This window comes from Micromonospora cathayae (genome assembly GCF_028993575.1).
Taxonomy (GTDB): Bacteria; Actinomycetota; Actinomycetes; order Mycobacteriales; family Micromonosporaceae; genus Micromonospora; species Micromonospora cathayae.
On sequence record NZ_CP118615.1, the window covers coordinates 1,685,743 to 1,708,986 of the forward strand.

At 70.6% G+C, this 23,244-nt stretch carries 20 protein-coding genes and 1 pseudogene; 16 read left to right on the forward strand and 5 right to left on the reverse strand.

Annotated elements, in window-relative coordinates; all coding sequences use genetic code 11:
• Positions 1-6: 6 nt before the first annotated feature.
• Both PVK37_RS07870 and PVK37_RS07875 read right to left on the reverse strand, forming a co-directional pair.
• Positions 7-891, reverse strand: coding sequence for an ABC transporter ATP-binding protein (locus tag PVK37_RS07870; RefSeq protein ID WP_275033112.1), 885 nt, complete (start codon positions 889-891; stop codon positions 7-9).
• 98 nt (positions 892-989) lie between these two features.
• Positions 990-3,107, reverse strand: coding sequence for a HelD family protein (locus PVK37_RS07875; protein ID WP_275033113.1), 2,118 nt, complete (start codon positions 3,105-3,107; stop codon positions 990-992).
• A gap of 155 nt (positions 3,108-3,262) precedes the next feature.
• Here PVK37_RS07875 and PVK37_RS07880 point away from each other — a divergent pair, with 155 nt between their 5' ends.
• On the forward strand, positions 3,263-4,468 hold the full coding sequence (locus PVK37_RS07880) for an RNA-guided endonuclease InsQ/TnpB family protein (protein ID WP_275033114.1): 1,206 nt from the start codon (positions 3,263-3,265) through the stop codon (positions 4,466-4,468).
• A gap of 282 nt (positions 4,469-4,750) precedes the next feature.
• Positions 4,751-5,602 carry a menaquinone biosynthetic enzyme MqnA/MqnD family protein gene (locus PVK37_RS07885; RefSeq protein ID WP_275033115.1) on the forward strand — a complete coding sequence of 284 codons (852 nt, stop codon included), beginning with the start codon at positions 4,751-4,753 and terminating at the stop codon, positions 5,600-5,602.
• Positions 5,603-5,694: 92 nt separating this feature from the next.
• Here PVK37_RS07885 and PVK37_RS07890 read toward each other — a convergent pair whose 3' ends face one another.
• A complete protein-coding gene (locus tag PVK37_RS07890; RefSeq protein WP_275033116.1) occupies positions 5,695-6,669 on the reverse strand; it encodes a serine hydrolase family protein in 975 nt (324 codons plus the stop codon).
• The gene (locus tag PVK37_RS07895) at positions 6,669-7,604 is read right to left on the reverse strand and encodes a hypothetical protein (RefSeq protein WP_275033117.1); all 936 of its coding nucleotides are present in this window, start codon (positions 7,602-7,604) and stop codon (positions 6,669-6,671) included. Before PVK37_RS07895 ends, PVK37_RS07890 begins: the two co-directional genes overlap by 1 nt.
• 368 nt (positions 7,605-7,972) lie before the next feature.
• Here PVK37_RS07895 and paaA point away from each other — a divergent pair, with 368 nt between their 5' ends.
• The 8 genes and pseudogenes from paaA to PVK37_RS07935 all read left to right on the forward strand — a co-directional run bounded on the left by paaA (position 7,973) and on the right by PVK37_RS07935 (position 13,987).
• Positions 7,973-9,040 carry a 1,2-phenylacetyl-CoA epoxidase subunit PaaA gene (gene paaA, locus PVK37_RS07900; RefSeq protein WP_275033118.1) on the forward strand — a complete coding sequence of 356 codons (1,068 nt, stop codon included), beginning with the start codon at positions 7,973-7,975 and terminating at the stop codon, positions 9,038-9,040.
• Entirely contained in the window at positions 9,037-9,327 is a 291-nt protein-coding gene (paaB, locus tag PVK37_RS07905) for a 1,2-phenylacetyl-CoA epoxidase subunit PaaB (RefSeq protein WP_275033119.1), read from the forward strand. The genes paaA and paaB overlap by 4 nt, the downstream gene beginning before the upstream one ends.
• On the forward strand, positions 9,324-10,076 hold the full coding sequence (gene paaC, locus PVK37_RS07910; RefSeq protein WP_275033120.1) for a 1,2-phenylacetyl-CoA epoxidase subunit PaaC: 753 nt from the start codon (positions 9,324-9,326) through the stop codon (positions 10,074-10,076). The genes paaB and paaC overlap by 4 nt, the downstream gene beginning before the upstream one ends.
• Before the next feature lie 173 nt (positions 10,077-10,249).
• Positions 10,250-10,726, forward strand: a complete 477-nt coding sequence (gene paaD / locus PVK37_RS07915; RefSeq protein ID WP_275033121.1) for a 1,2-phenylacetyl-CoA epoxidase subunit PaaD — start codon at positions 10,250-10,252, stop codon at positions 10,724-10,726.
• Positions 10,723-11,832: a 1,2-phenylacetyl-CoA epoxidase subunit PaaE gene (gene paaE / locus PVK37_RS07920; protein ID WP_275033122.1), complete on the forward strand. Its 1,110-nt coding sequence runs from the start codon at positions 10,723-10,725 to the stop codon at positions 11,830-11,832. The genes paaD and paaE overlap by 4 nt, the downstream gene beginning before the upstream one ends.
• Positions 11,833-11,909: 77 nt before the next feature.
• A complete protein-coding gene (locus PVK37_RS07925) occupies positions 11,910-12,641 on the forward strand; it encodes a VOC family protein (protein WP_275033123.1) in 732 nt (243 codons plus the stop codon).
• Positions 12,642-12,974: 333 nt separating this feature from the next.
• Positions 12,975-13,828: pseudogene (locus tag PVK37_RS07930) on the forward strand (helix-turn-helix domain-containing protein).
• A 39-nt stretch (positions 13,829-13,867) separates the two neighbouring features.
• A complete protein-coding gene (locus PVK37_RS07935) occupies positions 13,868-13,987 on the forward strand; it encodes a DUF397 domain-containing protein (RefSeq protein WP_423791015.1) in 120 nt (39 codons plus the stop codon).
• A gap of 50 nt (positions 13,988-14,037) precedes the next feature.
• Here PVK37_RS07935 and PVK37_RS07940 read toward each other — a convergent pair whose 3' ends face one another.
• A complete protein-coding gene (locus tag PVK37_RS07940) occupies positions 14,038-16,596 on the reverse strand; it encodes a tetratricopeptide repeat protein (RefSeq protein ID WP_275033124.1) in 2,559 nt (852 codons plus the stop codon).
• Positions 16,597-16,800: 204 nt separating this feature from the next.
• Between PVK37_RS07940 and PVK37_RS07945 the strand changes: the two genes are divergently transcribed.
• From PVK37_RS07945 to PVK37_RS07970, 6 genes are all read left to right on the forward strand, one after another.
• The gene (locus PVK37_RS07945; RefSeq protein WP_275033125.1) at positions 16,801-17,190 is read left to right on the forward strand and encodes a hypothetical protein; all 390 of its coding nucleotides are present in this window, start codon (positions 16,801-16,803) and stop codon (positions 17,188-17,190) included.
• A gap of 122 nt (positions 17,191-17,312) precedes the next feature.
• A complete protein-coding gene (locus PVK37_RS07950) occupies positions 17,313-17,660 on the forward strand; it encodes a peptidase inhibitor family I36 protein (protein WP_275033126.1) in 348 nt (115 codons plus the stop codon).
• A gap of 383 nt (positions 17,661-18,043) precedes the next feature.
• On the forward strand, positions 18,044-18,838 hold the full coding sequence (locus PVK37_RS07955) for a bacteriocin fulvocin C-related protein (protein ID WP_275033127.1): 795 nt from the start codon (positions 18,044-18,046) through the stop codon (positions 18,836-18,838).
• 282 nt (positions 18,839-19,120) lie between these two features.
• Entirely contained in the window at positions 19,121-20,314 is a 1,194-nt protein-coding gene (gene mqnC / locus PVK37_RS07960; RefSeq protein ID WP_275033128.1) for a cyclic dehypoxanthinyl futalosine synthase, read from the forward strand.
• A 287-nt stretch (positions 20,315-20,601) separates the two neighbouring features.
• Positions 20,602-21,828, forward strand: a complete 1,227-nt coding sequence (locus PVK37_RS07965) for an LPXTG cell wall anchor domain-containing protein (protein WP_275033129.1) — start codon at positions 20,602-20,604, stop codon at positions 21,826-21,828.
• Between the two features lie 124 nt (positions 21,829-21,952).
• On the forward strand, positions 21,953-23,185 hold the full coding sequence (locus PVK37_RS07970; protein ID WP_275033130.1) for a PT domain-containing protein: 1,233 nt from the start codon (positions 21,953-21,955) through the stop codon (positions 23,183-23,185).
• The last annotated feature ends 59 nt before the right edge of the window (positions 23,186-23,244 follow it).

Here is a 23,244-nt window from a genome sequence, read left to right on the forward strand (position 1 = left end):
TCCTCCTCAGCTGGTGGCCGGTCGGCCGTCGACGGCGGTGATGGTGAGGAACGCCTCCTCCAGCGAGGTGGGCCGGACCTCCAGGTCCCGGAACGGCACCCCGGATCCGACGAGGTCCCGGACGAGCTGGTCGGCGTCGGTGGTGAGCAGGTGGATCCGCCCGTCGGCGCGTTCCGTGCCGACCACGTTCGGCAGGGCGGGCAGGTCACCGGCGACCACGCTGACCCGACGGATGCCGACCACGCCCCGGACCGCCACCACGGTGTCGTCGGCCAGCACCCGACCCTGCCCGATCACCACCACCCGCTGCGCCAGCGCCTCGATCTCCTCCAGGTAGTGGCTGGTCAGCAGGACCGTGCCGCCCGCGTCGTGGAAGTGCCGGATGCCGTCCCAGAGGGTGCGGCGGGCCTCCACGTCCAGGCCGGTGGTGGGCTCGTCGAGCAGCACCAGCCGGGGCCGGCCGACGAACGCCAACGCCACCGCGAGCCGACGCCGTTGCCCACCGGAGAGGCCGCCGGTCTGCCGCCGGTCCAGGTCGGCCAGGCCGAACCGGTCGAGCAACTCACCCCGGGGCAGCGGGTCGGGGTAGTGCGCGGCGACGAAGTCGACCACCTCGCCGACCCGCAGCGTGCCGGGCAGCCCGGTCTCCTGCGGGGTCACCCCGACCGCGCGCCGGTTCGCCGGGACCCGGGGGTCGCCGCCGAGCAGCTCCACCCGGCCGGACGTCGGCCGGCGCAGCCCCACCAGCAGGTTCAGCAGGGTGCTCTTGCCCGCGCCGTTGGGGCCGAGTAGACCGACCAGCTCCCCGGCGCGCACGGCCAGGTCCACCCGGTCCAGCGCGAGCACGTCCCCGTACCGGCGGGTGACCTGGTCGGTACGGGCGACGATCATGAGCACTCCTCGGACGGGCCTCCTGTTCTACCCCATCCGGGCCAGCCGGCCGCCGGATCGCCCCCGGTCGGCGCGGCGGGCCGGCGGCTGCCCGGCGGCTACCCCGCGTCCGCCAGCGGAGCCGGCAGCGGCACGGTGTGCAGGACGGTCAGCCGGGACACCGCCCGGGTCAGCACCACGTAGAGACGGTGCAGGCCACGCGGCTCGGCGGCCACGATCGCCGACGGCTCCACCACCACCACGTGGTCGTACTCCAGTCCCTTGACCCCGGTGGCCGGGACCACGGTGACCCGGGCGGCGGCCTCGACGTCCTCGGGGTCACCGGTCGGCACCCCGGCGGTCGCCAACGCGGCACGCAGCTCGTCGACCGCGTCGTCCGCCGCGATCACCCCGACCGAGCCGGCGTGGCCGAGCGCCGCCCGCACCTCGGCCACCGTCGCCGCCGCCAGGTCGGTCACCGCACGCACGTCCAGCGTGCCGTCGTGGCGCAGCGACACCGCCGGCGGTACGTCCACCGCGAGCAGCGGCAACAGCCGGTTCGCGAAGGCCACCACGGCGGCCGGTACCCGGAACCCGACGGTCAACGGCACCACCACCGCGTCCGGTTTGCCCAGGTGGGCCAGGGTCTCCCGCCAGTCGGTGGCGGCCCACGGGGCGGTGCCCTGGGCCAGGTCCCCGAGGAGCGTGAGCGAGCCGTGCTCACTGCGTCGGGCGATGGCCCGGCACTGCATCGGCGACAGGTCCTGCGCCTCGTCCACCACCACGTGCCCGAACCCGGTCGGCCGTTCGATCAGCCCGGCCGCCTCGTCGACCAGGACCGCGTCGGCGGCCGTCCACCTGGTCGCCTTCGGGGTACGGGCCGGCTTCGCCCAGGTGAGCGCGGCCTGCTCGGCCGGGGTGAGCAGGCCGTCGGCCGCCGTGGCGAGCAGTTCCGGATCGGCGAGCAGCCGGTGCACCAGCCCCTCCGGGGTGAGCGCCGGCCAGACCGCGTCCAGGAAGTCGGTCACCGGACGGGACCGGCCCATCCGGCGCAACCAGGCGTCGCCCGGTGACTCCGCCCGCCGGGCCTCGGCCTGCCGTTGCAGCAGCCCGACCACCCGGGCCCGGACCCGGTCCCGGCCGGTGGCGTACGGCAACCTCTCCCGACGGGTTTCGGTGACCAGCCGGTGCAGCGGGTCGAGCCCGATCCGCCAGCGGAACGACCCGTCCGACACGGTGATCGGCTCGGTGGGTTCGGTGACATGCCAGTCGACCGCCCGCCGGAGCACCTCCGCCATCCGGGGGTCGTGCTTGAGTGCCGTCACCGCCGGCTCGTCGACCGCGCGGACCTCCACCCGGCCGACCAGGTCCGCCACGGTGGCCTGGGCCACCTCGACCTCGCCGAGCGCCGGCAGCACCGCCGCGATGTACGACAGGAACACCCGGTTCGGCCCGACGATCAGCACCCCGGAGCGGCGGAGCCGTTCCCGGTGCAGGTAGAGCAGGTACGCGGCCCGGTGCAGCCCGACCGCCGTCTTGCCGGTGCCCGGTGCGCCCTGTACGCAGATCGAGTCGGCCAGGTCGGCGCGGACCAGTTCGTCCTGCTCGGGCTGGATGGTGGCGACGATGTCCCGCATCGGGCCGACGCGCGGCCGTTCGATCTCGGCGGTGAGGATCCGGCTGGCCGTGCCGAGTTCCTCACCCCGGTCGAGGTGCTCGTCCTCGAAGCTGGTCAGGGTGCCGCTGCTGAACCCGAAGCGGCGGCGGACCGCCACCCCCTGCGGGTCGCGGGCGCTGGCCCGGTAGAACGAGCGGGACACCGGGGCCCGCCAGTCCAGCACCAGCGGCTCGCCGGCGGAGTCGGTGACGTGCCGCCGCCCCACGTGGTACGCCCGGCCGGCATGGTCGGCTGCCGGGTCCGTACCGGGTAGGCCGGCGGGGTCACCGTGGTCGGGTCGGCCCGCGGCGTCGGCTGCGGCCTCCGGTGCGCTGGCGCCGAAGTCCAGGCGGCCGAAGAAGAGCGGGGTGGACGGGTCGTCGGCCAGCTCGGCGACCCGGCGGGCCATGTGCCGGCCGAGCTGCTCGGCGGTGTACGCGTCCCCGGCGACCTTGTCGCCGGTGGCGAAGAGCGCCTCGGCGCGTTCCCGCATCCGGCGTAACGCCTGCCGGGAGGCGTCCAGATGGGCCTGTTCGGCGGCGAGTTCGTCCTCGAGCGGGACAGGGGCGTGCAGGATCATCGAAAACCTCCGTGGAAACCCCTGGCTTTAGCCGTGGGGAGGAAACGGAACCCCTGGGGCGCAGGAGAAGGAAAGTAGTTCCGCCGCCAAGGCGGATAGACGTCTACCCGCACACCCCGGCAGGTCTTACTAACTGGCCTGATAAACTGTGAGTCATGTCCAGGGCGGTGAAGCGGGCGTTCAAGTACCGCTTCTACCCGACCGCGGAACAGGCTGCCGAGCTTGCCCGGACGTTCGGGTGTGTCCGTCTGGTCTACAACATGGCCCTGGCGGCCCGGACCGAGGCGTGGACGCTGCGCCAGGAACGGGTCAACTACAACGCCACCAGTACGATGCTGACCGGGTGGAAGAAGACCGACGAGCTGGCGTTCCTCAACGACGTGTCGTCGGTCCCGCTCCAACAGACGTTGCGGCACCTGCAAGTCGCGTTCACGAACTTCTTTGCCAAACGCGCCCGATACCCGACGTTCAAGAGCAAGAAGAAGTCCCGCCGGTCGGCGGAGTACACCACCAGCGGGTTCCGGTACCGCGACGGCCGGCTGACCCTGGCGAAGATGACCGCGCCGTTGGACATCGTGTGGTCGCGTCCGCTGCCGCGGGGTGCGACACCGTCCACGGTGACCGTTTCCCAGGACAGTGCGGGACGCTGGTTCGTGTCCCTGCTCTGCGACGACGTGATCGAGCAGACCCCGGCCACCGGGCAGGTCGGGGTCGACGCCGGCCTCGACAGTCTGCTCACCCTTTCCACCGGCGAGAAGATCACCAACCCGAGGCATGAGCGGCGGGACCGGGCCGCCCTCGCCAAAGCGCAACGGAACCTGGCGAAGAAGGAGACGGGATCCGCGAACCGCGCCAAGGCCCGGCTCAAGGTCGCCCGCGTCCACGCCCGGATCACCGACCGTAGGCGGGACCACCTGCACAAACTGACCACTCGACTCGTTCGTGAGAACCAAACGATCGTGATCGAGGACCTGACCGTGCGCAACATGGTCAAGAATCACTCTCTGGCCCGCGCTATCAGCGACGCCGCGTGGCGACAGTTCCGCACCCTGCTGGAGTACAAGGCCGACTGGCATGGCCGCGACGTGGTGGTCGTGGACCGCTGGTTCCCGTCGTCCAAGGTGTGCTCGGCCTGTGGCGCGCTCGCGCAGCGGATGCCGCTGAATGTCCGGTCGTGGACGTGCCCGTGCGGCATGAGCCACGACCGGGACGTCAACGCGGCCCGCACCATTCTCGCGGAGGGGCTCTCCGTGATTGCCTGTGGAGGCGGTGTAAGACCCCAACGGGTGGATGCCCGGACGGGGCGGTCGTCGGTGAAGCAGGAAACCCAGCGGGTGACCGCTGGAATCCCCCGCCTTTAGGCGTGGGGAGGAAGTCAAGCGACGTGCTCCTCGACGCGTGCGTGTGGGGAGGACTCTGCCGCTCGCGTGTCCGACCGGACCGGTCGGCGCGGGACGTCCGCTGCGGTGCTCGACACCGCGGCCGTCAGCGGGAACGAAGAGTGTATGTCGCCCCCGAGGACAAGCCCACCGAATTTCGCCATAACCGCCGGCCATCCGTCACCCGGACGGACGGGTGCGGGGTGGGCCACTCCACTCCCGCCCGCCGGGCCGGCCCGAGGGGGACGGGGATACGGTCGGGGCATGGACGACCGCGTCGCACGGCCCCGGGTCGGGCACATCCAGTTCCTGAACTGCCTGCCGATCTACTGGGGGCTGATGCGCTCCGGCGCGCTGATCGACGTCGACCTGCACAAGGACTCGCCGGACCGGCTCAGCGCCGCCCTGGTCGCCGGTGACCTGGACATCGGCCCCATCTCGCACGTGGAGTACCTGCGGCACGCCGACGAGCTGCTGCTCCTGCCCGACCTGGCGGTGGGTAGCGACGGGCCGGTGCTCTCGGTCAACGTGGTCTCCACCCGGCCGCTGCGCGAACTGGACGGCCGGCGGGTGGCGCTCGGCTCCACCTCGCGTACCGGGGTGCTGCTGGCGCAGTTGCTGCTCGCCGAGCGGTACGGGGTACGGCCGGACTACTTCCGTTGCCCGCCGGACCTGACCCAGATGCTGCTGGAGGCGGACGCCGGGGTGCTGATCGGCGACGTGGCGCTGCGCGCCCTGCACGAGGCTCCCCGGCGAGGGCTGGCGGTCACCGACCTGGGGCAGGCGTGGCGGGAGTGGACCGGCCTGCCCATGGTCTTCGCCGTCTGGGCGGTCCGGCGGGAGTTCGCCGCCGCCCACCCCGGCCTGGTCAAGGGGGTACACGAGGCGTTCCTGCGGTCCCGGGACCTCTGCCTGGCCGAGCTGGACGAGGTGGCCGCGTCGGCGGCCCGCTGGGAGCCGTTCGACGCGGCCACCCTGGCGTCGTACTTCCGGGTGCTGGACTTCTCGCTCGGCGAGCGCCAGGTGGCGGGGCTGCGCGAGTTCGCCCGGCGGGCCGCCGCCGCCGGCGAGGCCCCGGCCCTGCCGGCGGGCGGCCCGGAGTTCTTCGCCGGCTGACCGGCGACGCCGGCCGGACCGGGCTGTCCGTCCGGCGGGCCGGGCGTGGCGACGCCGCCGGTGCCGGCACGACGGTGGCCCCGGGGCGATGGTCAGGAGGTGGCCGCCGCCATGAGCTGCTCGGTGATCTCCTGGCAGTTCTCCATGCCGTACTCGTAGCCGAGGTTGATCGGGTAGCGGACCATCACGCCCATCGTCCAGCCGTCCCCGACGGCCAGGCAGTTGACGTGGATCTCCTGCTCCCGGGTCCGGTCGACCCAGCCGTTCTTGATCGCGATCTGCTTCTGCTGGGCGGCCGGGAACGCCTTGCGGATACCGAAGTCACCGGTGCCCCGGACCAGCTTCATCTCGTTGAGCAGCCAGTCGGTCCACTCGGGGCCGGCGGCCGTACCGTCGGCGATACAGGCGCCCATCCGGGCGGTGTCCCGGGCGGAGAGGTTGGTCCGGCTCCAGCCGCCGTCGTCGGCCGGGCTGCTGTCGGTGAGCTTGCACATCTTGACCAGGCGCTTGATCGAGGCCTCGCCACCGAGGGTGTTGTAGAACTGCTGGGTCCGGGTGTTGTCGCTGTCCCGGATGATCAGCGTGGCGTCGGCGAGTTTGGCGTCGCTCGGGGTACGACCGTCCTCGTCGGCCCGCCGGAGGTAGTCCGCGACGATCCATGCCTTGATCAGCGAGGCGGTGGTGCTGGTCTGGTTCATGTTCTTCGAACCGGAGAACTCGCCGGTACGGGTGTCCAGCAGGCTCCAGCTCCACCAGCCCTCCGCGTCCAGCTGTACCTCGGTGGCGCGCAGCGGAAGCGGCTCCAGCGTCGGCGAGGGTGACGGCGTCGGACTCGGCGCGGTCCGGGCACTACGGTCGGGCGAACCGGTGTCCCGGTCGGCCGCGCCGGCGTCCTTGTCGGCCCGGGTGTCGGCGCCCCAGCGGGCGACGGCCTGGGACTCGAACGGCGAACCGGGCAGCAGCCGCAACGAGACCAGCACCAGCCCGATCAGGACGACGGCGATGCCGATGAACCGGAGCGGGGAGGGGTCGCCACCGGGGCGGGTGGCCCGCCGGTTGCCGGCCATCAGGGTTTCACCAGCGGCTGGGGGACCTTCAGCGCGGCACCCGGCTGCGGGGTGACGAGCTGCCGGGTCACGCTCGCACAGACCTGGGCGCCGTAGTCGAGGCCGTGGTCCTTCGGGTACCGCATCATCACCGCGAGACTCCACTTGTCGGTCACGGCCAGACAGTTGAGGTGCCACTGGAGGTCCGCCCAGAGCATCGTCCAGCCGTTCTTGATGCTGACGGGCCCCTGGGCGGTCACCTGTTCGGGCAGGCCGTCGATGATGCCCCACCGACCACCGCCCTGCTTGAGTTGCTGGTCCTTGGCGGCCGTGGTGCCCTGGACCTTGCTCATCTCGTCCAACAGGTACGGCGTCCACGTCGGGCCGGCGGCGGTGCCGTCGGCGATGCAGTCGCCCATCCGGACGGCGTCGCGGGGCGACATCTGGGTGTACGCCCACCGCGCCCTGCGGTCCGGTTTCGTGTCGGTCAGCTTGCACACACTGATCAGCCGGGTCAGGACGTCCCCGCGACCCGCGGCGTTCCAGAGCGACTGGGCGGCGTCGTCGTTGCTGTCCCGGATGGCCGCGCTGATCTGCCTCTTCCGGGCGGTGCTGAGTGGCTTGTCCCCGAGTTCGCGCAGGTAGTCGGCGGCGATCCACGCTTTGATCATCGACTCGGTGGAGTTCGTGGTGGTGAGGTTCTTCGCGCCGGAGATCTCACCGGTGGCCCGGTCCATCAGGGCCCAGGAGAAGTAGGCGCCGTCGAACGGTACGGACACCGGGGCCGGGGCCAGGGTGGGCGGTGCGGGTGCGGTCGGCGGCGGCGCCGCGACGCTCTCCGTGCCGCCGCCACTGCCGCCGTCGTCGGCCAGCCGGGCGTACGCGGCGGGGACCAACATGCCGCCGCCGAGCAGGATCGCCACGATGGCGAGCGCCAGGGTCACGCGGGGACGCATGAGCGGGGGAACTCCCAGAGGTCAGGGGCCGGGGGACCAGGCTTTTCCGATGTCGACCGGCGGGTCGCCGAGGCCGGGGGAAGTGGCCTGTCGCGGACGGCGATCACCATGAGCCGATCGGTGTGACCGGCAAAGTCTACGTCCGACGGGGCGCGGCGCCACGATCCGAGGCCCGGAACCACGCCGGAAAACCAGGACATACGGAGCATTGGACCATTTTGCCCCGGTTGATCCGTGTGATGTCGCCCACTCCTCGAAGGTTGTCCGGCGGGAACCTCCTGACGGTGCTTACCCGGTCGTACCCCGCGCCGTGATCCTGGCTGTTACACCCTCTAGCGCCCGGCAAGCTGAGCTGTAACACTTGGTCCGTGTACGGCAACGATTTCCCGAACCCGGACGAAGCCCCCGGCGGCGGCCTGCTCGGCCAGGTCGAGGCGGCGGAGGCGGCCCTGCGGGAGGCCGCGGCACAGGGGCGGCCCGACGGTGGGCCGGCCCCCGGATCCGACCTGGAGGCGTACTTCGCCGAGGTGGTCGGGGCCGACCAGAAGATCGAGCCACGCGACTGGATGCCCGAGGCGTACCGCAAGACGCTGATCCGGCAGATCGCCCAGCACGCCCACTCCGAGATCATCGGCATGCAGCCGGAGGGGAACTGGATCAGCCGCGCACCCTCGCTCAAGCGCAAGGCGATCCTGCTCGCCAAGGTGCAGGACGAGGCGGGGCACGGCCTCTACCTCTACGCCGCCGCCGAGACGCTCGGCGTCAGCCGGGACGAACTCGTCCAGTTGCTGCTCGACGGCCGGCAGAAGTACAGCTCGATCTTCAACTACCCCACGCTGACCTGGGCCGACGTCGGTGCGATCGGCTGGCTGGTCGACGGCGCGGCGATCGTCAACCAGGTCCCGCTGTGCCGCTGCTCCTACGGCCCGTACGCGCGGGCGATGATCCGGGTCTGCAAGGAGGAGTCCTTCCACCAGCGGCAGGGCTACGAGATCCTGCACACCCTGGCGCACGGCACCGGGGCGCAGAAGGCGATGGCCCAGGACGCGGTGGACCGCTGGTGGTACCCGTCGCTGGCGATGTTCGGCCCGCCGGACGGCGACTCCACCCACTCCGCCCAGTCGATGGCCTGGAAGATCAAACGGTTCTCCAACGACGAGCTGCGACAGCGTTTCGTCGACATGTGCGTCGGCCAGGCGGAGATTCTCGGCCTCACCCTGCCCGACCCCGACCTGCGCTGGAACGACGAGCGCCAGGCGTACGACTACACCCAGCCGGACTACGCCGAGCTGATGCGGGTGATCAAGGGGCAGGGCCCGTGCAACCGGCAGCGGATCGAACACCGCCGTCGCGCCCACGCCGAGGGGGCCTGGGTCCGCGAGGCCGCCGCCGCATATGCCGCCAAGCAGGCCCAGCGAGAGAAGGTGGCAGCATGAGCGGTCAGGAACTGTCGCCGCTGTGGGAGGTCTTCGTGCGGGCCCGGCGCGGGCTGTCGCACACGCACGTCGGCAGCCTGCACGCACCCGACGCCGAGTTGGCCCTCCGTAACGCCCGGGACCTCTACACCCGCCGCCAGGAGGGGGTGTCGATCTGGGTGGTGCCGGCCGGCGCGATCACCGCGTCCAGCCCGGACGAGAAGGACGCCTTCTTCGACCCGGCCGCCGACAAGGTCTACCGCCATCCCACCTTCTACGACGTACCGGACGGGGTGGCCCACCTGTGAACGACGACCTCTTCGGGTACGTGCTCCGGCTCGGCGACGACGCCCTGGTGGCCGCCCAGCGGCTCGCCGAGTGGACCACCCGCGCGCCGGAGATGGAAGAGGACATCGCGCTGGCGAACATCGCCCTCGACCAGCTCGGCGCGGCCCGCCTGCTGCTGTCGTACGCGGGTGAGCTGGAGGGCGCCGGCCGGGACGAGGACGCGCTGGCGTACCTGCGCGACGACCGCCAGTTCCGTAACTGTCTGCTGGTGGAGCTGCCCAACGGGGACTTCGCGGTGACCATGGCGAAGCTGCTCTTCCTGGCCGCCTACCAGCGCCTTACCTACGAATGGCTGGTCGGGTCCACCGACGAGCGGCTGTCCGCGATCGGGAAGAAGACCCGCAAGGAGGTCGCGTACCACCTCGACCACGCCGCCCTCTGGGTGCGTCGGCTCGGCGACGGCACCGAGGAGTCGCACCGGCGGATGCAGGCGGCGGTGGACGAGGTCTGGCCGTACACGCACGAGCTGTTCGCCGCCGACGAGCTGACCGCCCGGCTGGACGCGGCAGGGCTGGCCGCCGCCCCGGTCACGTACCGGGGGCAGTGGCTGGAGACGGTGGAGGAGGTGCTCGCCGACGCGACGCTGACCCGCCCCGCCGACGGCTGGGGGCCTGGCGGGGGCCGGGACGGCGTGCACACCGAGCACCTGTCGTACCTGCTGGCCGAGATGCAGGTGCTGCACCGCGCCCACCCGGGGGCACGCTGGTGAGCGCGAGGAGTGCAGCGCAGCGGAGCCCCGCAGTCGCGAGCGGAGGGCGGGTCCGGTGAGCGCGAGGAGTGCAGCGCAGCGGAGCCCCGCAGTCGCGAACGGAGGGCGGGTCCGGTGAGCGTGAGGAGTGCAGCGCAGCGGAGCCCCGCAGTCGCGAGCGGAGGGCGACACCGGTGAGCGCGAGGGCGGCGGTGGCGACGGTGGTGGATCCGGAGATCCGGGTGCTCACCATCGACGACCTGGGCATCCTGCGCGCGGTCGACGAGGATCCGGCCACCGGGCGGGTCGTGGTCACCATCACCCCCACCTACACCGGCTGCCCGGCGATGGACGTGATCCGTGCCGACATCCGTCGGGCGCTGGCCGCCGCCGGTCACCCCGACGCGGAGGTCCGTACCGTCCTCGACCCGGCCTGGAGCACCGACTGGATCTCCGACGCCGGGCGGGCCAAGCTGGCCGCCGCCGGCATCGCCCCGCCGACCCCGACCGCCGGCCCCGGCCGGGTCGTTCCGTTGACCCTCGGCGTCCGCTGCCCGCGCTGCGGGTCACCGGAGTCCGAGCAGATCAGCCGGTTCGGTTCGACCGCCTGCAAGGCGCTGTGGCGGTGCCGGTCCTGCCGTGAACCCTTCGACCACCTGAAGGCGCTGTGACTGTCACGATCACCCGGCCGGTCCGTCGGCGTCCGGTCTTCCACCCGCTGCCGGTCGCCACCGTCGACCGGCTCACCGACGACGCGGTGGCGGTCACCTTCGCCGTACCGGAGGAGCTGCGCGATACTTTCGCGTTCCGGGCGGGCCAGCACCTCACCGTACGGCGACTCACCGACGAGGGCGTGGAGGTGCGCCGGTCGTACTCGATCTGCTCGACGCCGGACGACCTGGCCCGGCACGGGCGGCTGCGGATCGGCGTGCGCGAGGTGCCCGGCGGCGCGTTCTCCAGCTTCGCCTGCGCGGCGCTGCGCTTCGGGGACACCGTCGAGGTGCTGCCGCCGCTGGGCCACTTCACCTCGGCGTTCGCCCCGGACCGGGCCCGCCGCTACGGGGCGGTGGTGGCCGGGTCGGGCATCACCCCGGTGCTGGCGCTGGTCGCCACGGCCCTGGCCGTCGAGCCGGCCAGCACGGTGACCCTGGTGTACGGCAACCGCACGGTGAACACGGTCATGTTCGCCGAGGAACTGGCCGACCTGAAGGACCGGTACCCGACGCGGCTGCACCTGGTGCACGTGCTGTCCCGGGAGCCGGGGGAGTCACCGCTGCTGTCCGGGCGGATCGACGCCGACCGGCTGGGCCGGCTGCTGGACACCATCGTGCCCGGCGACCGGATCGACGAGTGGTTCCTGTGCGGCCCGTACGGCATGGTGGTCGACGCGCAGGCGGTGCTCGCCGAGCGGGGCGTACCGGAGTCGGCGGTGCACACCGAGCTGTTCTTCGTGGACGCGCCGCCGGAGCCGGTGCGCCGGCCGGCGGACGCGCCGGGGGCCGGGGCCGAGGTGACCATCGTGCTGGACGGCCGGGCGTCGACCTTCACCATGCGCTCCGACGAGCGGGTGCTGGACGCCGCGCTGAAGGTCCGGGGCGAACTGCCGTACGCGTGCAAGGGCGGGGTGTGCTCGACGTGCCGGGCGAAGGTGGTGGCCGGCGAGGTGACGATGGCCCGCAACTACGCCCTGGAGCCGGACGAGTTGGCCGCCGGGTACGTGCTGACCTGCCAGTCCAGCCCGACCACCGACACCCTGACCGTCGACTACGACGCCTGACCCCTCTCAGGTCAGATAGCAAAGCTCTGACCTGCGCAAATTCGCTTCGGCTGGCCGGCTCGACCACACTGTCCACCGTGTCCGAGCAGGTGTCGCCCAACGAGACCACCGTGCCGGTGCTGCCCTGTACGACCCCGACCGAGACCCTGGAGTTCTTCCAGGCGCTCGGCTTCCGGGCCACGTACCGGCAGACCCGGCCCTACCTCTACCTCGCGTTGACCTGGAGTGGCTTCGACCTGCACTTCGGCGATCCACCGAAGCGTCTGGAACCGGGCCAGGAGACCGGTATCACCTGCCTGGTGATGGTCGACGCCGTCGCGCCGTACCACGCCGCGTTCACCGAGGCGATGCGCCGCGCGTACGGGAAGGTGCTGGTCCGGGACCGTCCCCGGCTGACCCGGTGCCGGCCGGGTGCGTCCCGGTTCACGCTCGTCGACCCGTCGGGCAACTCGATCGTGTTCATCCGGCGGGACGAGGAGCAGGACCTGGAGTACGGCGGGTCGAAGCGGCTGAAGGGCATCGCGCGGGCGCTGGACAACGCCCGCATCCTCCGCGAGTTCAAGAACGACGACCGCGCTGCGGAACGGGCGCTGACCCTGGCGCTGCGCCGGTACGGCGACACCGCCCCGGCGGTCGACCGGGTGCTGGCCCTGGCGGCCCTGCTCGAGTTGGCCGTCGCGTTGGACGAGCCCGACCGGGCCGAGGAGTGGACCGCGCAGCTCCGCGCGATCGACCTCTCCGACGCCGACCGGCAGCGGGTGGAGGGCGAGGTCGCCAACGTCGACCGGCTCCGCCGGTGGTTGGCCTGACCCGCTGCCCGACGCGGACCCGCCTCGACGGTGACACCAGTACGACGGTGTAGCGGGCCGCTTCGATCTCGGCCTCGGTGAGCTGTGGTTCGTCGACGTGGTTGCCGCGTCGGAAGCGGTCGACCACGGACGGGATCGGGCCGGGGGAGTCGGCCGGGTCGTACGGCTGCAACCAGGCGGGCTGGTACCGGTACCGGGTTGTTGCGTCCATGGATCCTCCCTGCAGGTTGGTTTGTCGACTCTGGAGCAACGTTGCTGGCGACTCTTGCGGATCCGAGAGATCAAGTCAGTACTGTGCGCAGTTGAGCCGTCACGTTTCGGATGGGAGTGGGGATGGCCAAGGCGAGTCAGCCGACCGTGGTCGGTCGTGGTCTCGGCGGTGAGCTGCGTGACCTGCGGGAGTCGCGGAAGCTGGCCCAGCGCGGGGTCGCGATCCGGCTCGGCTGGCAGCCGTCGAAACTGTCCCGGATGGAGGCCGGCATCCAGGGCATCCAGGGCATCCGGGCCGAGGACGTCGCCTCGCTGCTGGTGATCTACGGGGTGACCGGCGACGAGCGCGAACGCCTGCTCGGCATGGCCGGGCGTTCGGCCGAGTCGGGCTGGTGGGAGACGGTCGGCGGGCTCTCCGAGGAGTCCCGGACCCTGATCCGGCTGGAGGGCGAGGCGACCAGCATCGTCAACTGGCAGCCGCTACTGGTGCCCGGCCTGCTCCAGATCCCCGACTACATGCAGGCGTTGACGCGTGACGGGGGCATCCCGGAGGAGGATTCTCAGGCCCGGGTCGCCAGCCGGCTCGGGCGGCGGTGCTGAGTCGGGCCACGCCGCCGGAGCTGCTCGCGCTGGTCGACGAGGCCGCGCTGCGCCGGGTGGTGGGCGACCCCCGGGTGATGGCCCGCCAGCTCCGGCACCTGGTCGACGCGGCCGACCGGCCCTGCGTGACCCTGCGGGTGGTGCCGTTGGCAGTCGGCGCGCACCCCGGCCTGGACGGCGCGTTCGCGCTGCTCGACTTTCCCCGGAACCGCTCGGTGGTCTACCTGGACCACAAGATCTCCGGTCTCTTCCTCGAAGAGGCGCCGCAGGTGGCCCGGTTCCGCCGGGAGGCGGATAGGCTGGCCGAGATAGCGTTGAGCACCGTCGATTCGATGGAGTTCGTCGCCGGGTTGGCGGCGGAACACGACCGGAGGTGATCCCCTCATGCGACACCCCGAATTGGCCGACGTGTGGAGGTGGCGAAGCTGCCCCGACTGGTCGCCGTACGCGACTCCAAGGACCCGGACGGCCCGGTGCGCACCGTCGACCCGGCCGCCTGGTCCGCGTTCGTCCGAAAGTTCCGCTCCGGCGGCTGAACCGGCGGAAGGCCGCTGCTGAGTCTTTCCACGGCGTCGTTGTCACTCGCTCAGTTGGGGCGGCTCGTGACCGGTCGATCAGTCGTCGTGTCCACTACCCCCGTTTCCTCCTCCACCGCCAGTCGGACGCGGATCTCGTCGGCCAGCGGCGAGCTGAGAGCCTGGTACAGCGCCAGGGCCTGTTGGTAGTGGAACCGTGCGCGCGCCCTCTCGTGCCGGTCGCGGTACACGTCTCCCAGGCCGGCGTGCGCGCGGGCCTGCTGCTCCCTGCCTCCGATATCGGTCGCGATAGCAAGGGAGTGCGTGTGGTGAACGAGAGCTTCGGCCGGTCGGCCTGAGGCGCGGGCGACTTCTCCGAGCCCGTTGAGCGCGGTGGCTTCGCCGTCCCGGTCGCTGATCTCGCGGAAGATCCTGATCGCCTGCTCAATGTGCTCGGCCGCCCGTCGCGGCTGCCCCAGGTGCAGGTGGGCGGCACCGAGGTTGTCCAGCGCGTGCGCTTCGCTGTGGGTTCTACCGAGCCGCCGGAACCCGGCCAACGCCTGTTCGTGGTGATCGACGGCCTGAGCGTAGTGACCCAACCGCTGTTCCGTGAGACCAAGCCGGTTGAGTGTCCCGGCCTCTCCCGCCAGGTCCGCTGCCTGGCGATGCAGAATCAGCGCACGCTCATGGGATTCGACAGCCTCCGCGTACCGCCCCAACTGCCGCATGACGACACCGAGATTGCATACCAGGTACGCCTCCGCAGTCAGGTCGCCGAGTTGCCGGAACAAACCGGTGGCCCGCTTGAAGCAGTCGGCGGCCCGGACGTAGTCGCCGCGCCGACGTTCGACGTTGCCGATCGCGCTCAGTGTGCGGGCTTCACCGGTGCGATCCCCGGCCGCCCGGAACAGAGCCAGTGCCTGCTGGTAGTAGGCGGTGGCCGGGTCGTACCGCGCCATTCCCTGATGTGCGGTGCCGATGCCGCGGAGCGCATACGCCTGCGCCGACAGGTCGCCGGACTGGCGGGCGGCGTCGTAGGCGAAGCCGTGAATGGCCAGCGCCTCGGAGTAGCGGCCACCATCGAGGTATTCGGCGAGAATGCCGGACAGTTCGATGGCGTGAGCGGGCCAGCCGTGGGTGGCGGCGTGCGCGGCGACGGCGACGAGATTGGTCCGTTCCCGGTCGAGCCATCCACGGGCGGCATCCGGGTGGGACAGATCCGGTACCGGGGTCGAGGATGGCGTGATGTACGGCCGGTATCGGCCACCGGCAGGATACAAATGGTCCATTGCGGTGGCTGCGGTACCGAGATAATGGCCGAACAGACGGTTCACCGCGTCACGACGGTCGGTGTCGGAATCTTCGTCCATGGCCAGTTGGATCGCGTAGACGTGAAGCAGATCATGCATTTCGAATCTGTCCGTCCTGACCATGGTGACCAGATGGGCGCGGGCGAGCAGATCAAGGGTCCGGCGGGACTGCGTCAGGCTGGAGGCGGTGAGCGCAGCGGTGACGTGGCCGTCGAAATCCGGGCCGGGGTGCAGGCCGAGGAGCCGGAACGTTCGGGTGGCATCGGGTGGCAGGTGTTGCAGGGACCACGAGAACACCGCGGTGACCGCTGCCCGGGGATCGCCTCCGGCGTCGAGCAGATCCAGGCGCTGCTGCTGGTCGGCCAGTTCGTCCACAAGTTCCGATAGCGGGCTGGTGGCCCGGGAGACGGCCAGTTCGGCGGCGACGCGCAGGGCCAGTGGTAGCTGCGCGCACAGCCTCATCAGCGTCAGCGCGGCATCGGGCTCGGCCTCGATGCGGGGGCCGACCAGCCGACGGAGCAGCGCCATCGCCTCCCCGCTGGGAAGCAGTCTGAGGCTGACCCGCTGGGCGCCGTGTGCGGCGACGAGCGCGGCGAGACTGTCGCGGCTGGTGATCACCACCGCGCAGAGGGGCGTACCGGGGAGCAACGGACGCACCTGCTCGACGGTGGCGGCGTTGTCCAGCAGGACCAGGATCCGCCGCTCGGACATCCTGGTCCGGTAGTAGGCGGCGCGTTCCTCCACGTCGACCGGGATGTCCGTGCCGGGTACGGCCAGCGCCCGCAGGAACCTGGTCAACGCGTCAGCGGCGCTCGTCGGCTGTTCCGGGTCGTAGCCGCGCAGGTTGACGTACAACTGGCCGTCCGGGAAACGGTGGCGGACCCGGTGGGCCCAGTGCACCGCCAGGGCGGTCTTACCGACCCCGGCGGTGCCGCACACCGCCGAGATGGCCACCGCGGTCGGTTGGACGGCCGTACCGTCCAGCACCGCGTCGAGTTGCCTCAGCTCGTCCGCCCGTCCGGTGAACGCGGGCACGTCGGGAGGCAGTTGGGCGGGGACGACCAGGGCGGCCGGTGGATCGTCGAGGGTCATCGAAGGCCCGGCCTGAGGGGTGGCCGCAGCCGAGTAGAAACGTTCCCGGTCCGCGTCGATCAGCGCGAATGCGTCGGCCAGCAGGCGAAGGGTGGCGGCTCGTGGGCTCCCCGTTCGTCCCGCTTCGATCTTGCCAATGCTGCGGGCGCTCAGACCTGTCCTCGCCGCCAGATCTTCCTGCGTGAGACCTGTCTGCTGCCGGTACCTGCGCACGACGTCCCCGAACACCCGCGCCCCCCTCCAGGGATCCGACGATCCTGATTATCCGGATCTCTGGTGGCAGGTGAAAGCAAAGTTCCGACAAAGTTCCGGCGGAGGCCCTGGGCGTCGATCGTTGCAACGACGATAGTCATCTCAGAAGTTGGCGCTTCTCGGGCCAACTCTTTGAGGAACACCCTCTCGATCCGTTCCTGCCTCGCAAAAGGAGAGCACATGCAGAAGATGAAGCGGGGGGCACTCGCCATAGGCACCGCCATCGCGTTCGGCGTCGCGCTGGGTGCGGCACCGGCCAGCGCCGCACCATCCACCCGCAGCCCAGCGGTCTCCTTCTCCGACGCCCCCGGGATCACGGCCGACTGTTGGACGCCAAGAGAGCGGACCCACAATCAGCACGCCCACACAGGTGGGGCCGGGCAGGCTGTCTCCCACAACGGACCATACGGCGCCTGCGACAGCTACGAAGTCCCGGTCGCCTGGGTCTCCGTGAGCTGCAAGTACACCAACTCGTACGGCAACCAGTGGTACTACACCGACTGGGGATGGATCTACGCGAATTACCTGTCGTTCCCGTACGGCGGCGTGACGAAAACCTGCACCCGGTGAGCGGCTGACCAGGGCCGCCGCGGGACCCAATCCTTGGTGAGCGTCCGCACCAAGCAGAAAGTGTCAGCGACCCTGGCCATGGCTGTTGCGGCGGGGGTTCGCCACCTGGACATGGAGGTACTGTGAACTTCAGAAGCATTCTCGCGTCGTCTGCCGCCGCCGTCGCCCTGCTGGCGGCCCTACCGTCCCCGGCGCAGGCCGCACCCGACTGCGACATGGACTGGGTGTGCGTGTGGACCGGTACGAACTACACCGGCAGTAAGTACCAGTACAGTAGCGTCGGTTACTGGCAGAACTTTCCGGGCGAGGTGACTGTCCGCTCGGTCTACAACAAGTTCCTCGACCGAGACGCCGCCGTGGCCAATGGGCTCAACGGGGGCGGCGCGAAGTACTGCATCGACAGCAACAACGGTAACGGCAACATCCAGTCGAAGTCGCTATACATCGCGTACACCAACAGCAACTGCTGATCGGGGCCGTACCGCCGCTGCGCGGTTTCCAGTTGGTGAGCCGCCCTGGCCGGGAACCGCGCTTCGACAAAGAACTGCTTCGTTAGCCCGACGGCACCGAGAGCGACCTCGGCTGCGGCGAGTAGAAGTGGTCAGGAGTCGCCCGCGGGTCGCGCCAGGTCAAGGGCTCCACCTATCAAACAAGAGGGCAGGAGATGACGGAAACTGTTTGTCGCTGGATCCTCGCGTTCGATGCCTCCTGCGCCCTGTGCCGGAAGGTGTCGCGGAGGGTCGAGTGGGCATCGGCTGGACGCCTGGAAGTCCTACCGCTCGGGCATCGAGACGTACAGCAATGGCGTCGTCAAGCCTTGGGCCCAGACGCTTCGTGGGCGCCTACCCTGATCATGGTTGAAGAAACGCGGGTCCGGGCTTGGACCGGTGTCCGCATGGGCTCCCGTCTCGCAATGCGGCTGGGGCCTCGTCGGACGGTATCGGTACTGCGTGCTCTTGCTGATCTGGACCGGGAAGGGCAGTCGGACGAGAATCAGGCCGACTCCGGCATCGGTCGGCGGGGGGTGCTCCGATTGAGCGCCGGCGCCGGGATCGCAGCGGCGCTGTTGGTGGCCGGCAAGGTGCCGGCGTTCGCGGCTCAGGAGTCCAGGGTGCTGGCAGCCGGCCGGAACTGGGCTCAGCTCAATCAGTCGCCGCGTGTGGGCCAGTACGACGAGTTGGCGCGGTTTCCGGTGGCCTACCGGCCGGCCATCTTCGCTGCCCTGTCCCCGAGCGTCCGGAGCAGCCTGTGGGTCGAACAGGTGAAGCGCTACCGGTCCGCGCATCGGGAACTGACGGCCGAGCAGGCCCGCGTGCTGGACGGCTTCGAGGCGATCGTTGCCAATGTTGATACCTACACCTACGAGAGTTCGGCGGTCCAGGCTCGGGTGAAGGCGATCGAGGCGGCGGGGATTGCGGCGTTCGGGCAGAGCGAGGCATGCCGCCTGATGTCGACGCTCGGCCCTGTCGATACTGCTGAAACCTTCGGTAGCTCCGGCAACAGCGCTGAACCTGCGCCCGCCGTGGCGTGCAATTGCAACCGAGGAAGTGGATGCCAACCGAGTTGCAGCTGCGTGGGCTGTAGCTCGTCCTGGCCTGGGTGCGGCTGTGCGGGGATTTGGACCTGTGACGGCCTGATCTGCGCCTGACGGCGTCCCGGCGCGTTGCGGCGACCCGAGGCAGGGTCCGTGTCCGATCCGGGATGACACGGGGCATCTTGTGTGCCGGGACGGCGACTGATCCACACGAGGTTGGCGATACGGCGGTCTCCTGGGGTCCGGGACGCCGCCGTATTGCCGATTCTATGTTGATCAAGGGTGACGGCCTGCGGCAGCGTTGCCCGTTGGGCTGCCCGGGGGGCTCTTGTGCGACACGACTCAGTCGTGCGGTGCCGGCGGGAGGGGACGCCGGGGCCGACGTAGGCTCGGGGCGTGACGACGGTGAGCCGGGAGATCGACGACATCCTGCAGCGCGGCGCGGACGGCGGGCGGATCACGCCCGAGGAGGCGCTGCTGCTCTACACCGAGGCGCCCTTCCACGCCATCGGTGAGGCGGCCGACGCGGTGCGCCGCCGGCGGTACCCGGACAACATCGTCACGTACCTGATCGACCGCAACATCAACTACACCAACGTCTGCGTCACGGCGTGCAAGTTCTGCGCGTTCTACCGCGCGCCGAAGCACAAGGAGGGCTGGACCCACCCGACCGAGGAGATCCTGCGCCGCTGCGGCGAGGCGCTCGAGCTGGGCGCGACCCAGGTGATGCTCCAGGGCGGGCACCACCCGGACTACGGGGTCGAGTACTACGAGGAGCTGTTCTCCTCGGTCAAGAAGGCGTACCCGCAGCTCGCCATCCACTCGATCGGCCCGAGCGAGATCCTGCACATGGCGAAGGTCTCCGGGGTGAGCCTGGACGAGGCCATCGCCCGGATCAAGGCGGCCGGGCTGGACTCGATCGCCGGGGCCGGGGCCGAGATGCTGCCGGCGCGCCCCCGGAAGGCGATCGCGCCGCTGAAGGAGTCCGGCGAGCGCTGGCTGGAGGTCATGGAGCTGGCGCACCGGCAGGGTGTCGAGTCGACCGCCACCATGATGATGGGCACCGGCGAGACCGCCGCCGAGCGGATCGAGCACCTGCGGATGATCCGGGACGTCCAGGACCGGACGCGGGGGTTCCGGGCCTTCATCCCGTGGACGTACCAGCCGGAGAACAACCACCTCAAGGGGCGTACCCAGGCCACCACGCTGGAGTACCTGCGGCTGGTCGCGGTGGCCCGGCTGTTCTTCGAGACCGTGCCGCACCTCCAGGCGTCCTGGCTGACCACCGGCAAGGACGTCGGCCAGCTGGCCCTGCACATGGGGGTGGACGACCTCGGTTCGATCATGCTGGAGGAGAACGTCATCTCCTCGGCCGGCGCCCGGCACCGGTCCAACCTGCACGAGCTGATCGGGATGATCCGATCGGCCGGACGGATTCCGGCGCAGCGCGACACCCTTTACCGTCGGTTGGCGGTCCATCACACTCCGGCCGATGATCCGACCGACGACCGGGTGGTTTCGCACTTCTCGTCGATCGCGATCCCGGGCGGCGGGGTGGCGAAATCACTGCCATTGGTGGACGTCAGATAAACGCTCCGTAATCGGTCCGGGCTGTGCATTGATCGACCGAACGGGCAATGGTTGCCCGGCGACAAGGCTGATCGGAGTGCCCGTTGGGGCCAGTGTGACGTGGGCGCGGGCCGGCAAGCTCCATCAATTCGGACAATCCTTAAGTGATTCTTAGGCCGGCAGGTCATGACACGTTTCCCGCAGGGGTGGCGATGATGATCGCGGACCGCTAACGTGCGGTCCGGCGGTGGCGGACGCGAATCGCGGCCGGCCGCCCATCCTTCCCGTCTTCCATGGGGGAACCCTTCATGATCTTCCGTAACCGTCCGCTGGCGCGGTTCGGCGCTGCCGCGCTGCTCGCCTCCGGCGTGTTCACCGCGCTCGGTACCCCGGCTTACGCCGCCGGCACCGAGACGGACCTTTCGCTCGACGTGGCCGGCACCCGGATCGCCGCCGGCGCCTCCGGCAAGGTCGCCTTCGTCAAGGTCACCAACAACGGGAAGAACACCCCGGGCAGCCTCGCCATCAAGGCCGACCTGTCGAAGGTGGACATCAACAAGGTCGTGCCGGTGCCGGTCGACGAGGGCCCGGACGGATGTGACTACGAGGAGGACGGGGAGACCCTGAAGAGCTGGGTCTGCAACGTCCCCGCCGGTGCGCTGCCCGGTCCGGGCGAGACCCTCGAGCTGCCGATCGTCGTCTTCAAGGCCGGTGAGTCGCTGGAGGGCACGTACCAGGCGCCGGTCAGCTTCACGCTGATCTCGAAGGACGACACCGACGACAGCAACAACACCAAGGACACCGTCGTCGAGCTGACCGACGAGAGCGGCGCGGACCTGACCGTGTTCGCCCCGGACGTCAAGCAGGCCGTCAAGGTCGACCAGGACGGCCTGATCAGCGTCGTCGGCGACCTGCACGCCGGCGAGACCGGCCAGCTCGTGTACGTGGTGGCCAACCAGGGTGACCAGGCCGTGGCCGGCCTGAAGATCACCGTCAAGCTGCCGAAGGGCACGACCTTCACCGAGGCCGAGCCGGGCTGCGAGTACAACGCGGCCAACACCGAGGCGGTCTGCACCTACGGCGAGTTCCCGCTGATCCCGGTCGAGCAGGACGGCGAGGAGAACGACAAGCTGGTCTCGGTCGCCGAGTTCTACCACCTGCTCTCGGTCGGCAAGGACGTCAAGGCCGGCGCGCTGTCCGGCGGCAGCGTCACCGTCGACCCGATCCTGCCCCGTACCGAGCTGCGGGCCAGCGCCCGTGAGCTGCGGAAGCTGCCGGAGAACGCCAAGGCGCTCTCCACCGACGACATCGACGCCAGCGACAACACCGACGGGTACGCCGTCATCGTGGCCGCCAAGGGCGGTACCGGTGGTGGCGACGGCGACGGCGGCAGCCTGCCGGTGACCGGCCCGCAGGCCGGCCTGATCGGTGGCATCGGCGGTGCCGTGCTGATCGCCGGTGGCGTCATGTTCCTGATGGCCCGTCGTCGCCGGGTGGTCCTGGTGACCCCGGGTGACGAGAAGCCGACCGCCTGACGGTCGTCCTCCATCGGCCCAGGAGGGCCGTTTACATAACGCACCGCAGCGGGGGCGGGATGGGTGACCATCCCGCCCCCGCTGTCTCTCCGCTCCGTTCCCAGCTCCCAACCCCGAGGGACCGATGACATCGTCAAACCGATCGGTGCTGGCCCGTGCCGGTACCGTCACCCTGCTCGCCGCCGGTCTGGTCGCCGTCGCCGTCCCGGCACAGGCCGCCGACCAGGCCGACCTGGCGCTCGTGCCGGTCAGCACCCAGCTCGCCAAGGGGGTCACCGAGGCGAAGGCCAAGCCGTTCAGGTTCACCGTGGACAACACCCGTGGCACGGTCGCCGCCCGCAACGTGACCGTCGGCGTGGACGCCCGCAAGGTCAACAAGAAGAAGGTCGGCTTCGTCGTACCGGAGGGTTGCCAGCAGCAGCGGGCGGCCATCTACTCGTGCGTCCTCGGCGACCTGGCCGCCGGCACGAGCGAGGACTTCTTCATTCCGCTGTTCAGCAAGGGCGGCCGGGGTGACGCCGGCACGCTGACCGTCACCATCAACTCCGAGACCACCGACCCGGAGCTCGAGGACAACACCGTCGATGTCGACCTGACGGTGACCAAGCCCGGGTACGACCTGGTCACCTGGGCCCAGGACGTCTACGCCAACGTCGAGGTGGACGGCGCGGCCACCGAGACCGACCTGAAGCCGGTCCGGCCGGGGCAGACCGCCCCGCTGGACTGGGTGGTCTACAACGGCGGCAGCCGGCGGGCGACCGGTGTGTTCTACGGCATCACCCTGCCGGCCGGCGTCAGCTTCGCCGAGGTGCCCGCCACCTGTGTCGTCCAGGACGTCGCCGGCTTCGTGCAGGCGTTCTGCGAGGACCGCGCGGTGGTGCTGAAGCCGGGCGAGTACTACACGGACAAGGTCACCGTGAAGGTCGCCGACGACGTGACCGAGCCGGTGCTGCGGATCGGCAACGTCTTCGCGTACGGGCTGGACCGTGCGGTGGAGGGTGAGCCGCTGGAGGAGCCGCAGGCCGCCGACTCGGCGCAGCGGCGTACCTTCACCGAGGCGGACGGGGCGGACAACAGCGCCGTCTTCGACGTCTTCGTCGACCTGTCGGCGGCACCGACCCCGACGCCGGGTCCGACCGGTGAGCCCACCGGTGAGCCGACCGCCTCGCCGACCGTCTCGCCGGGCACCGGCGGTGAGGGCGGCGGTGACGGCGGACTGCCGGTGACCGGCGCGCAGGCCGGCCTGATCGGCGGCGTCGGCGGTGCCGTACTGATCGCCGGTGGGGTGATGTTCCTGATGGCCCGCCGTCGCCGGGTGGTGTTGGTCACGCCGGACGACGAGACCTCGACCCGCTGACTCTCCACGACGGCCGGGCGGGGTGGTCCCGCCCGGCCGTCGGCGTCCGGCGGCTGGCA

Coding starts and splice junctions, on each gene's coding strand:
- PVK37_RS07945 (WP_275033125.1), top strand. CDS start 16,801: ATGCAGAAGATGAAGCGGGGGGCACTCGCCATAGGCACCGCCATCGCG.
- PVK37_RS07875 (WP_275033113.1), bottom strand. CDS start 3,107: ATGATCCTGCACGCCCCTGTCCCGCTCGAGGACGAACTCGCCGCCGAA.
- PVK37_RS07955 (WP_275033127.1), top strand. CDS start 18,044: ATGGTTGAAGAAACGCGGGTCCGGGCTTGGACCGGTGTCCGCATGGGC.
- PVK37_RS07965 (WP_275033129.1), top strand. CDS start 20,602: ATGATCTTCCGTAACCGTCCGCTGGCGCGGTTCGGCGCTGCCGCGCTG.
- PVK37_RS07970 (WP_275033130.1), top strand. CDS start 21,953: ATGACATCGTCAAACCGATCGGTGCTGGCCCGTGCCGGTACCGTCACC.
- paaB (WP_275033119.1), top strand. CDS start 9,037: ATGAGCGGTCAGGAACTGTCGCCGCTGTGGGAGGTCTTCGTGCGGGCC.
- PVK37_RS07895 (WP_275033117.1), bottom strand. CDS start 7,604: ATGCGTCCCCGCGTGACCCTGGCGCTCGCCATCGTGGCGATCCTGCTC.
- PVK37_RS07890 (WP_275033116.1), bottom strand. CDS start 6,669: ATGGCCGGCAACCGGCGGGCCACCCGCCCCGGTGGCGACCCCTCCCCG.
- PVK37_RS07885 (WP_275033115.1), top strand. CDS start 4,751: ATGGACGACCGCGTCGCACGGCCCCGGGTCGGGCACATCCAGTTCCTG.
- PVK37_RS07870 (WP_275033112.1), bottom strand. CDS start 891: ATGATCGTCGCCCGTACCGACCAGGTCACCCGCCGGTACGGGGACGTG.
- PVK37_RS07880 (WP_275033114.1), top strand. CDS start 3,263: ATGTCCAGGGCGGTGAAGCGGGCGTTCAAGTACCGCTTCTACCCGACC.